Here is a 12,728-nt window from a genome sequence, read left to right as displayed (position 1 = left end):
TAGTAAAATACATACAAAATTAACGGAAGATTATTTGTAAAAGTAATTATAAATTCTATTTTTACAATAAATTCTTACTAATGATTTACACAAATTAATTTATGGCACATTTCTCTGAACAGGTTCATATCACGATAGGAAGTTTTACCCAGAATGTTGTTTATTATGATTTGGAACTATCGCAAAAGATGGCCGATCATCATCATTTTTCCTTTGTCTGGCAGTATACAGGCAAGGCAATAATCAATCCGGCAGACCAGGCAAAGGCATTGAGAACCTATCTGGGTGACGAAGTCATCTTTACCTTCAAGAGCCTTACCGGAATCAAGCTGATGAGCAAGGGTATCATTACGGAACTTTCCTCCGTGGACCTGCATGGAAGCGCAGTGGGCCTGCACGTAAAAGGCATCAGCCATACTATTGTTCTGGATGATATGAAAAAATCAAGGACTTTTCAGCAGCGTGGAATGGATGATATCGTACTGGGCATTTTGGCCGAAGGACCGGGAGAATTTTACCAAAGGGAATCCATAAAATCGACTTACCTGCAGGAATTCAAATGCATGGCCCAGTATAATGAAACCAGTTTTGAATTCTTAAAACGACTGGGGAAACGTTACGGGCAATGGTTTTATTTTGACGGAATGCGCATGCAGTTCGGACAGACTAAAACCAGTAACATAAAACTGGTCAATGGGGCTTCATTGCATAGTTTTAAGATACAGGCCAATATGTCTGCACATAAAATTTCCCTTGGAGGCTATGATTATAATGGTGCATCTAATATCCGCAATGCTTCTGCCCGGACTGCTACAGGCAGCAAGGACAGTTTCTCCGCCATTGTCGGTCATAATCAGGGAACCGTTACCCAGTCAGAACTAAGCATCGGCGCTTATACAACCAATGCCCAAAACAGCGATGAAATTCAGGAAATGGCCAGACTGCAGACGGCAGGCAGTGATGCCAATAGTGTGTATTACAGCGGGATATCCTATTTTCCGTTAGGGCTTGGGCAGGTTTTTACGATTCAGAACCAAACGGTGGAGCATGAACTAATTGTGATAGAAGTATCACATATCTCGCAGGTACACGGCAATTATTCCTGCAACTTCAAAGCCATTCCGGCCGATGTAGCGGCACCGCATTATACGGATGTGCATGTATTTGCCAAAGCGGAAACACAGCCCGCGAAAATAAAGGACAATAACGACCCTGATGGGCTCGGACGTGTAAAAGTGCAATACAACTGGGCAGGCGGGAACACGACAAGCGACTGGATGCGCATGATCCAGCCGCACTCGGGTGCAGGCAAGGGATTTTATTTTATTCCTGAAATTGGTGAAGAGGTTTTGGTGGCTTTTGAAGGCGACAATGTACAAAGTCCCTATGTTATCGGCGCACACTATAACGGTCTTGAAAGTTCGGGGTATAGTTCCTCAGGAAACGATAAGAAAGTAATTCATACACGTTCAGGTACCAAAATACTCTTTAACGATGCAGAGGGAAGTATCTTAATCGAAGACCCGAGCGGAAATACTTATCTTATGGACGGAAAAGGTAATATCAATGTAAATGCGCCAAATGATATGACTTTTACAGCAGGCGGAAATATTTCGATGACAGCTGGGCAAAATATCAATTCGTCAGCGACTTTAGATATTATTGAAAGTGCAGGAGCCAACAAATCAATGTCTGTAGGTATGATGAATAATGTTTTTGTTGGAGGCGATAGTATATTGAACGTGAAAGGAGGGCTAAATGAAATTATTGAAGGAGATGTACATTCTGAAGTAAAAAATGATAGAACAACTATTAGTGATAAAAAAATTGTAACTCACAGCAAGGAAAATTTGGAGCAACATTCGGATGAGCATATACAAAACAATTCAGCAGAAAAAAGCAAAATGTTTTAATTATGAGTAGAACAAGATTCGTAGGCGGTAATATTACCGAAATTACAGGAGGCAGTCATAAAATATTTGCCGGTACAGGCATCGAGAACAGCTCGAGCAAACAAGTTGTTCAAGTAGGCAAAAAAGGAGGGATAAAACATGGTAAAAATAAAGTAGCTCCTAAAAAAGAAGATAAAATAAGTTTGGCACTCGTTGAGTTTAGGACTTTACCCACTTATAAAGGCGAATTTGGTTTTGACTGGCTGCGTATTGACGAAGGGGCATTAACTCCTGAACCTGCTTATGAAACTATACTTAAAAATGGCTATGAAGCGCCGAACGGCAAGGCACCCCACAGAGATAGTAATACGGAATACGAAACCCCGGCAGAGGCATTCAAAGCTTTAAAAAAACAATATAAGAAGGTAGCAGTCAAAAAAGTTGTACCGCCAGATGCTGAATATTTTATACCCTGGCTCAATATTTTCCCAAAACCGTATAGCGATGGCATAACCACAACACCTAAACCCCCTTGCGAAGCAGAGCTTAAAATTTTGATACAAGTTGATGGTCCCGATGAGCCCGATCAAATTAGGGTAGAGTTTAATAAAACTTATTTTGAAATAAATGGCAATGATGGTACCAACGCTCACCTGGTTCTCATAGCCGATAAAACCATTGGAGTGAAACGCAAAGCCACAGATACCTTAAAAATTAAATGCATTGCTGAATTTGCTACCGCTCAGGAAATCAAAGTTTATGCGTACCCGAAAGGAAGTAATGGGAAGACACCTGCCGAATTGATGGGCTTGAAAAAACTAGCGGGTAAAATTATGGTTGGGGCAAATGATGCTGCCAACAGAAAAGTGCAGAAGTTTGTTTTTGTGAATGTTAAAACAAATATTAATGGGACATTAAGATCAAACACAGGTACTTTTACCTCAGCGGAGAAAGATAATTTACAAAATGCACTACATCAATCTTTAATTAATGGGATATTTGAGGATTATTCAAATTCTTTAAGTGTAAACGAATTTAACTTAACTACAGATTCTAATTTTACTATAAATACAAATGCAACAACTGGAGTAAAAACGTATGGTAAATTTATTTATGAAAAGGTTGTACAAGAGCGTCTGGCAGCGAGAACCGACACAACGGATGGTGGTTTATATGAAGATTATCCAGGAAAGCAAATGTTTACCTACTTACATTCCCAATTTTTAGCGCAGCCCGGTAATGCCACGAAATATGCCAACCATTTTACAGTTTTTTGCTTTGGAGATATTCCTTATGATATGGTTGTTTATCCGGGAAGGGGATATTCCGGGACATTAGGTCAGGTAGAAGATATAAACAAAAAAAATGTATTTGTATTTTCAATTCGTAATGATTATACTTTAAATCATGAAGGGCTTCATGGTTTAGGATTAGAGCACACACATCCCGGAGGTACAACGACTCCGTCAAAAAAGTTTATTTTTGATATGTATGAGACTACCAATATTATGTCTTATGCTGATGCAGCCCATCCTGATAATACGAAAATAACCACTTGGCACTGGCAGTGGAAAATTATAAAATCTAATGTTAGATAATCATGATACAAAAAATAATATTAGCATTACTATTTTTTAGTGCAATAGGCTGCAAAAGTCAAGAAAAAAAAGAAAATATAACAACTCAACAAAAAGATAGTATGGAAAAGTTTGATATTAAAAAATATGAAAAACTTGAAAAAGATCATAAATATGAATCAAGAAAAAATGATGTTTTTTATAAATCTGATAATACTAGATACCGGGTTATATTTCAAGATGTAATACAAGTTGAAGAAAAAAAAGTAGACTCTCCATACAAATTATATAAAATATATTTTAAAAACACTCTTAATCTAAAAGGAATGGAGAAAACTTTCTATGGTTTCTCTATTGGTATTACTAAAGAATATAATGAAAATGGAGAAGTAGTTAAAGAAACTAATCATGATTTGCCTTATAAATTTTCAATAGATGATTTAAGAGAAAAAATAAAAAGGGAATATAATGTTGATATTGTTTCAGATTATAAGGATAGTGACTCAACACTAATGTTTGTAAACAGATGGGAAGGGTACAATAATGATGTGGGTATTTATAAAAAAGGAGTACCAATGTATCAAGTGCGGTTTCTTATCCTCAACAGAGGAACAATGAATTTAGAAATTAATGCCTTAAATGGTGAAACTATAATGGAAATGTTGAATGGCAAACAAATAAAGCCATAAATAGTTTCAGTAGACATTGTCCTATTGGCACCAGCAATGGAAAAATTGTAAATCTAAGGTTAGATAATCATGATACAAAAAATAATATTAGCATTACTATTTTTTAATACAATAGGGTGTAAAAGTCAAGAAAAAAGAGAAAATATAACAACCCAACAACATGATAATATAAAATATTTTGATAAGAAAAAATTTGATGAGAATAAAAAATATGGTGAATATATTTTTAAATTAGAAGATGAGTCAGAAATTAGACAAATGGGACCTCATGAAGATAAAACTTATAGTGAAGATATTAGAAAAAAAAATTCTCCATTTAGATATATTAATGCTTATTTTTTAAATATACAATTAAAATCACAAACTAAAATTTTTTATGTTTTTCCAATTGGTATTACTAAAGAATATGATGAAAATGGAGAATTAGTTAAAGAAACTAATCATGATTTGCCTTATAAATTTTCAATAGATGATTTAAGAGAAAAAATAAAAAGGGAATATAACGTTGATATTGTTTCAGATTATAAGGATAGTGACCCAACACTAATGTTTGTAAACAGATGGGAAGGGTACAATAATGATGTGGGTATTTATAAAAAAGGAGTACCAATGTATCAGGTAAAATTTTCTATTCTGAATAAGGGAACAGTAAATTTAGAAATTAATGCCTTAAATGGTGAAATTATAATGGAAATGTTGAATGGTAAACAAATAAAGCCATAAATAGTTTCAGTAAAGACATTTTTTCTATTATACAGATGCTTATAAAATGAAATTTTGGTAGTATCTCGCTAACTGTGTAAATGACATGTTAGCTTTTTTAAAGATATTCCTAACTCTGATTATTAAATATATTTGCAAAACAAAATGCCTCTGAATTTCAGAGGCATTTTTGTTTTTTTTCTTAAAGGTATATTCTAAAACAATCCATTCAATTCAGCATCAATTCGATTAATGATGTTTCCTAAATCTTCCGGGTTATCTACAAAATTAATATTGTCAACATCAATGATCAGTAATTTTCCTTTGGTATAAGTTTGAACCCAGGCTTCATATCTTTCGTTCAAACGGCTTAAATACTCGATAGAAATAGAGTTTTCGTATTCGCGTCCCCGTTTGTGGATTTGTCCAACCAAATTTGGAATTGAACTTCTTAAATAAATCAATAAATCAGGTGCTTTTACCAATGATTCCATTAATTCAAATAAGGAAGTGTAATTTTCGAAATCACGGCTTGTCATCAATCCCATCGAATATAAGTTGGGAGCAAAGATATACGCATCTTCATAAATGGTTCTGTCCTGGATTATTTTTTTTCCGCTTTCACGAATTTGCTGCACCTGACGAAATCTGCTGTTCAGGAAATAAATCTGTAAATTAAAAGACCAGCGCTCCATCTGATGGTAAAAATCATCCAAATACGGATTATCAACTACATCTTCATAATGGGGTTCCCATTTAAAATGTTTGGCTAATAATTTAGTCAAAGTTGTTTTTCCTGCTCCTATATTTCCTGCTATTGCTATGTGCATTACGGTGTTACGATTTTATAATTTGTGATTTCTTTGGCTGTAAAAATAGATAAAATTTGGTCTTTGTAGCAGAATTTATCAAAGGTTTTTTCTAAAATTTCAATTTCAGAAAAAGTGTCAGAATTATCATTATGAATGTCTTTAAAATACAGGAAATTACCTTTGCTGAAAATGTATTGTTTAGAATTTAAAATCTGTATTTTATCAAAATTCGGAACTTTTCCCAGTGTGGTTGTTTTTCCAAAAATATCGCAGGAATACCAATTTAATTTTTCATCTACCCAATAAAAAGTATTAAAATCAGTCTGGTAAGATTTTATATTTTCTGTTAATGGAGTAGAAACGGTTTTATATTCATTTTTTAAATAATCGAAAAGTCCAATTTGTTGATTCAAAGCATTGTAAATCCATAATTGATTTTGAGAGGACATTCCAATTGCCGTAACAACAATAGGAATACTGTTTTGAGAAAAATTAATCTCAGCAATTTTATTCAATTGATTGTCAAGTAAGACAACACTATTAAAATCTTCATAAAACAACACTATTTTCAGGGGATTCAGGATATCGGCTTTAGTGATTTTTCCTAATGAAAGATTTTTGTATTCAAAGACTTCATTTTCTTTTGTTTTACTAAACAGATTATTTTTTATCTGATAAGAATATCCAAAAGAATCATACCCTAGAAATTCATCAGCATCAATAGTAAAATGGGAAGTTGAAAGAATATTTATTTTTTTATTCTGAGCAGAAACGACTGAAATAAAACAGGCAAAAAGCAATAGGAGTAAAATTTTGCAGGTTGTTTTTCTCATGTTTTTTTCTAAAACGCCAAATTACAAAAAACTATAGTAAAAATGGATTACGCAGATAAAATTTTGTCATTAAACCTTACTCGTTTCTAATGGTCTAATTAATAACTCACTCTGTCGATAGGATATAAGTGTTTATATATTTCATTTTCACCTTTTTAAAATTAATGATACATTTGAATGTAAGTTTTATAGGATTTACCCAACTTTAAAAGAAACCAATGAAAAAGATATCATATTATTTGTTTTTAATTTTTGCTGTTAATCAATTACAAGCTCAAAAAGATTTTCAGGGCATGGCTGTTTATGAGTCAAAAACCCAGGCGCCTAAGTTTGAAGGAATGCGTGGAAACAGGGATATTACACCCGAAATGCAAAAGAATATAGAAGAACGAATGAAAAAAATGCTGGAAAAAACATTTATTCTGAATTTTAATAAATCGGCTTCTATTTATAAAGAAGAAGAAAAACTAGAAGCACCCGGACAACAGGGAGGAATGCGAATGATGATGAATTCTATGATGGGTGGCGGCGGAACTTTTTACAAGGATGTAAAAAGTAAAATGTATATGGTAGATAAAGAATTTATGGGCAAAGAATTTTTGGTTAAAGATTCTTTGCCGAAATTAAATTGGAAATTGGAACCCGATACCAAACAAATTGGAGGTTATACCTGTTATAAAGCAACTGCTGTTCGAGAAGCCAGTAAAACTGATTTCAGAAATTTCAGGCCTAAGAACGATGACGATAAAAAAACTGAAGCAAAAAAGGAAGATGCTAAAAAAGAAACTGCTGAAAAGAAAACAAATTTTGAAGATAACTTTGAGATCCCCAAAGAAATTACAATAACCGCATGGTATTCGCCTGAAATCCCAATCAATCAGGGCCCTGAGAATTATTGGGGACTGCCAGGTTTGATTTTAGAAATTAATGATGGAACAACAACAATTTTGTGTTCTAAAATTGTTTTGAATGCGAAAGAAAAAGTGGATATAAAAGCACCAACAAAAGGAAAAGAAATTTCTCAGAAAGAGTATGACGAAACAGTTATAAAAAAAATGAAAGAATTTAGAGAAATGAATCGTGGCCGTGCAGGAGGCCCTACAATGATAGGGAGATAAAAAAAATGTTTCGAAAAATTACGTATTATAATTTTCTTTTAATGAACAAAATACTTTGTTTCTTCGCTTTTTTAGTTACTACTGTTTCTTTTTCCCAAAGTATCCGTTTTGATGGTTTTATTCAGGACGGGCAAAAAAATCCATTGGAAATGGCCAATATTATGGCTGTAAATTCGGTTACTAAAGCAATGGACTCTTATGGAATCACCAACGATAAAGGAAAGTTTCAATTGACTTTGAAGCCTAATACGTCATACACGGTAAAAATTAGTTACCTCGGAATGAAATCAAAAGAAATAGAAATTTCGACTAAGACTGAGAATATAACCCAAAATATTGCCATGGATGATGTGGGGATTGAACTCGAAGGAGTAGAGATTGTACGCGAAATGCCTGTTTCTATAAAAGGAGATACAATTGTATATAATGCAGATTCTTTTAAATCAGGGACAGAAAGGAAACTGGAAGATGTATTGAAAAAATTACCAGGTGTTGAGGTAAATGCGGATGGAGAAATAGAAGTAGAAGGAAAAAAAGTGTCTAAATTAATGGTTGAAGGAAAAGATTTTTTTGATGGAGACACTAAATTGGGAGTAAAAAATATCCCGGCCGATGCGATTGATAAAATTCAGGTTTTAAGAAATTATAATGAGGTCGGCGCTTTAAAAGGACTCGAAAATGATCAGGATAATGTGGCGATGAATATTAAGCTGAAAGAAGGTAAAAAGAATTTTTGGTTTGGTGATATGACGGCAGGAATTGGTGTTGGGGAATTGGACAGCCGATATGTTATTAATCCAAAATTGTTTTATTACAGTCCAAAATACAGTATTAATCTGATTACCAATTTTAATAATATTGGCGAATTACCTCTTACGGCACAGGATTATTTTAAGTTTACCGGCGGATTTAAAAATATGATGAAAAAAGGCGGAAGCAATTTTAATGTTTCTTCGAATGATATCGGAATTTCGCTTTTACGAAATAATCGCGCCAAGGAAATCGAGACTAAATTTGGGGCCACCAATTTTGCTTATTCCGTTACAAAAGAATGGAGTATTAGCGGTTTTGGAATCCTTTCAACTTCAAAAACGATTTTGGAAACTAAATCCCAAACCACAATTTTAGATTCCGGAAATCAGCAAAACAGAGAAGAGCTGACACATCAGAAAAATAATCTGGGACTTTTTAAACTGAGTTCAAGTTACAAACCCAATACAAAACTGCAGTTCGATTATGATATTCTGACCAAATTGACCAAACAGGAAGAGGATAGTGATTTGCTGCGTGAATCAATAATAAATAATGTATCTATAACCGAAACTATTTTCACAAACAAAAAGCAGGATCCAACATCAATAAACCAAAATGTAAGTTTGTATTATACCCAAAGTGACAAGAATATTTTTGCTTTCGAAATGCAGCATTTATATCAGGATGAAAATCCGTTTTATAATGCTAATTTGCGAACACAGCCCTTTGATGATGATGATTTATCAGGATATATTACCGATCCAAAACAAGACCGAAATGATTATAATCAGGATCGATTTGTAAAAACCAATAAACTGGATGCCAAACTGGATTACTATTATATGGTAACGCCAAAAAGCAACATCAATATTACATTAGGAAATACGTATTCGTACCAGAATTTTAATTCTCATATTTTTCAGATTCTGGATAACGGAGATAAAAACGATTTGAATAATCCGGAAAACAACAATCGGGTGAAATACAATTTTGATGATGTGTTTTTAGGATTTCATTATAAAATTCTAACAGGAAAGTTTACCCTCACCCCTGGAGTTAGTGTGCATTCATACGGAATGACAAACACGCAGTCAGGGACAGACTACTCTCAAAATTTTATAAAAGTACTGCCTGATTTTTTTGCCTTGTATCAAATCAAAAAATCAGAAACATTAACCTATAATTTCTCTTTGTCAAATGATTTTACTGATATTAATCAATTGGCAGCGGGTTATGTTATATCAGATTACAGCAGTTTGTTCAGAGGAAATCGTTATTTGGAAAATGCGACATCTCAGGTACATTCGCTGCGGTATTTTAAATATAATATGTTCAATTTCGAGAATATTTTTGCTAATGCAACGTACACACGAAAAGTTGATGCGATAAAAACTAAAGCTGATTTTACCGGAATTAATCAATCTTCGGTACCTTATAATTCTAATCTGGCAGATGAAACTCTTTCCGGGATGGGAAATTATGGACGTTCATTTTTAAAGAATTATAAAGCTTCTGCAAATGTGAGTTTTAATTGGTCAAAATTCAATAACATTCAAAATGAAGAATTAACCACGACAGAGAGTTTTACTCAAAGCTATACTGTAAAAGCGTCAACCAATTATAAAAACCTTCCAAATATAGAGCTTGGTTATAACTTTTTAATTAATCAATACAGCGGTTCAACATATAATACTGATAAACCTTTCGCCCGATTGGATTATTATTTTCTGAATAGTTTTTCGTTTGTTTCAGAATATGAATTCTATCATTATTATAATTCAAGCAAAACGGTAGACAATGAATATGATTTTTTAAGTGCCAGCCTGATTTACCAAAAAAAGAACAGCAAATGGGAATATAAAATCGCAGCTACAAATTTACTGAATACAAGATATCTCAATGATGACAACTTTTCACAATTTTCAACACGTGTTTCGCAATATACAGTTCAGCCTCGTTACATTATCTTTTCAATGAAATATAATTTATAGTATCTATTAAGTATCTATTAAGTATCTATTTTAGGATTTAAGGCACTTGATTTCGGTAATAATCAAATACCTTCGCTTAATATTAACAGCTAAAATTATATTATGCACAATTTTATATGGAGTTCCCTGGCGTTTGTTTGTGTAGTGTTTTCTTCTTTTTCCCAATCAAAAAGTATTGAAAAAGGGACATATTTATCAACAAACAAAGGACAGACAATCAAATTAAATTTTTTAGAGGGTAATAAATATGAGTTAGTCCTGGCTTTCGGTGAATATAAGCTTAAGGGCGATTCATTATTGTTTGTTCCAAATAAAAGCACGAACGAAGCTTTTAATCTTACTTTTAAGAATAATAGAAATACGAAGAAAATTAAAATTAAGTTTTTAGACAATTCCTATTATCCATTTTATATAGGAACACAAAAAGGATCTGAATCAGTTCAATATCAAAGGATTTCAGATATTAAGACAAAATTAGATCCTGAATGGACAAATAAGGATTTAGAATTCGATATTGACCGGACAGATTATTTGTATTTGGCAGTCGAAGAATATGAAACTGAAACTAAACTTTATAAATATGCTTTGCCAAAGGACGTTTCAGAAGTGACCATTAAATATGATTTTGATATTGTAGATGAGTTGAAAATTTCCGGCTTTTATGATGAAAAATCAAATGAGCTGAAAATTTCCGGACCGTCAGGAAAAGATCCAATAGTTTTTTTAAGCGAAAAAGATACTCCGCCTGTTGCTGTTTCAAATATTATTGCTATCGAGAAGCAAAGTATTTCAAATTGGACCTATCCGGGAAAAAAATCTTTATTGGACGAAGATTTTGGAAATGATGTTACTGTTGATAGTACTGCTGCAATTGTCGACAGTTATCCTGAGTCCAAACTCGATTTTAAATTCAAAATCGAAAACAATTTAAAAAATGCTCTTGCAGCAACCAAAACTGCTAAAAATAAGTTTTTAGTAGTTTATGCTGATAGTAAAAATCCTTCGGCGAAAACTGATTTTGATTCATTTTTGAAGAAACAGGAAATACAAGTCAGATATAACATGTTGGATGTTTACAATCCTGAATACGATCGTTTTAATTATTATCTGGCTACTGACGAAGATAAAAAATGGCTTAAAACCAATAAGCTTACTGATGAACCAAGCATAATCATTTTGAACAATGATGGAGATATTCTTGCTGCTGTGAAATCTGGTTTGGCAGATGTAAAATCAGAGTTTGACTATTATTTTGATAAAAGATTAGAAAAAGTAAACATTCTTTATTCTTTTAATAAAGTGATGAAAGATAAAAAAGCAACAGATGCGGATTTGATTTTGGCTTTCAATAATGTAGCCGTAAATGAATTGCCATATGATTATCAATCAGATGAGGTTAATACTGAAGAAGAAACTGGAAATTTTAAATTGGTAAAAGTTGCCCTGGATAAAAAAGAGGCTTCTCAAACCTGGAAAAAATTAATCGAAGCACATCAAAAAGATACAAAGCCTAATAAATATTTAGCAGAAACAATTTTAAAAGAAATCAAAAATCAAGGATACTACAAACAATTATTTAATGAAGACAGGATCTTAAATGATACTGATTTCTTGTCAATTGATTATTTGTTAAAACACTATGATGCAATAGAAAAAATGAATGCAGAAGATGAGAATGGACATGCAATAGTTTTGTTAAAGGGAAGTCTAAGCTCCGAAATTTCATCAGCTTTACAACAAAACATTTCTCTTTCACAAGAAAGTAATCCAGGAAAAGCAAATGAGAATAAAACAATTGCTGTTTATAAAAAATTGATTGCTGCCGGAAAAGGAAACTACGATTGTTATAAAAATTATTTTGCTTATTTAAGTTTAGAAAGTGAAAATGCCCCTGATAATATCACTTATTTAAGGGAATTTAATTCTTATTTCAATACTTACCTGTCAACAGACAAAGGAAATGCTATTGAAAGATTAGACGAAATATTTTCTGCAAACAGTGATTCTGATTTCAATTATGATGGGTGGAGTTCGTTTAAAGATTATCATTCTAATCTGGCTAACTCTGTTGCCTGGACAGTGGTTTTGAAGCCTGCAAACAGCAATTTCATAAAAGAAGCTATCAAATGGTCAGAATACAGTTTAATTGTAACCAAAAATAACCCGTACTATTTAGATACGCTGGCGCAATTGTATTATAAAGACGGACAAAAGGATAAAGCAATAACTACTCAGGAGTTAGCAGTTAAATTTCTAAATACAGAAGTGGAGGAAGTAACTGCTGCTGAGATACGGGAAATATTAACCAAAATGCAAAACGGAACGTATTAATAAAAAGAGATAAAAAAAGCGTGAATTTAA

9 protein-coding genes are annotated in these 12,728 nt (G+C 32.8%); 7 read left to right on the top strand and 2 right to left on the bottom strand.

Annotated elements, in window-relative coordinates; translation table 11 throughout:
• Positions 1-101: 101 nt before the first annotated feature.
• The 4 genes from ACEN92_RS12550 (at position 102) to ACEN92_RS12535 (ending at position 4,881) form a co-directional block, all read left to right on the top strand.
• Entirely contained in the window at positions 102-1,913 is a 1,812-nt protein-coding gene (locus tag ACEN92_RS12550) for a type VI secretion system Vgr family protein (RefSeq protein ID WP_495638707.1), read from the top strand.
• A 2-nt stretch (positions 1,914-1,915) separates the two neighbouring features.
• Positions 1,916-3,490, top strand: coding sequence for a hypothetical protein (locus ACEN92_RS12545; RefSeq protein WP_495638706.1), 1,575 nt, complete (start codon positions 1,916-1,918; stop codon positions 3,488-3,490).
• Positions 3,491-3,492: 2 nt separating this feature from the next.
• Positions 3,493-4,158, top strand: a complete 666-nt coding sequence (locus ACEN92_RS12540) for a hypothetical protein (protein ID WP_495638705.1) — start codon at positions 3,493-3,495, stop codon at positions 4,156-4,158.
• Between the two features lie 69 nt (positions 4,159-4,227).
• A complete protein-coding gene (locus ACEN92_RS12535; protein ID WP_495638704.1) occupies positions 4,228-4,881 on the top strand; it encodes a hypothetical protein in 654 nt (217 codons plus the stop codon).
• 194 nt (positions 4,882-5,075) lie between these two features.
• Here the strand turns inward: ACEN92_RS12535 and ACEN92_RS12530 are convergent, their stop codons facing one another.
• Positions 5,076-5,690 carry a deoxynucleoside kinase gene (locus ACEN92_RS12530; protein ID WP_007804896.1) on the bottom strand — a complete coding sequence of 205 codons (615 nt, stop codon included), beginning with the start codon at positions 5,688-5,690 and terminating at the stop codon, positions 5,076-5,078.
• Positions 5,690-6,505 (bottom strand): hypothetical protein, encoded by an 816-nt coding sequence (locus ACEN92_RS12525; RefSeq protein WP_495638703.1) that lies wholly within the window; start codon positions 6,503-6,505, stop codon positions 5,690-5,692. Before ACEN92_RS12525 ends, ACEN92_RS12530 begins: the two co-directional genes overlap by 1 nt.
• Positions 6,506-6,723: 218 nt before the next feature.
• Here ACEN92_RS12525 and ACEN92_RS12520 point away from each other — a divergent pair, with 218 nt between their 5' ends.
• From ACEN92_RS12520 to ACEN92_RS12510, 3 genes are all read left to right on the top strand, one after another.
• A complete protein-coding gene (locus tag ACEN92_RS12520) occupies positions 6,724-7,623 on the top strand; it encodes a GLPGLI family protein (RefSeq protein WP_495638702.1) in 900 nt (299 codons plus the stop codon).
• 41 nt (positions 7,624-7,664) lie between these two features.
• Positions 7,665-10,367 carry a carboxypeptidase-like regulatory domain-containing protein gene (locus tag ACEN92_RS12515; RefSeq protein WP_495638701.1) on the top strand — a complete coding sequence of 901 codons (2,703 nt, stop codon included), beginning with the start codon at positions 7,665-7,667 and terminating at the stop codon, positions 10,365-10,367.
• 102 nt (positions 10,368-10,469) lie between these two features.
• Positions 10,470-12,698, top strand: coding sequence for a hypothetical protein (locus tag ACEN92_RS12510; protein WP_495638700.1), 2,229 nt, complete (start codon positions 10,470-10,472; stop codon positions 12,696-12,698).
• The last annotated feature ends 30 nt before the right edge of the window (positions 12,699-12,728 follow it).

The organism is Flavobacterium sp. Flavsp81 (genome assembly GCF_059491325.1).
This window is presented reverse-complemented; position numbering and strand designations above follow the sequence as displayed.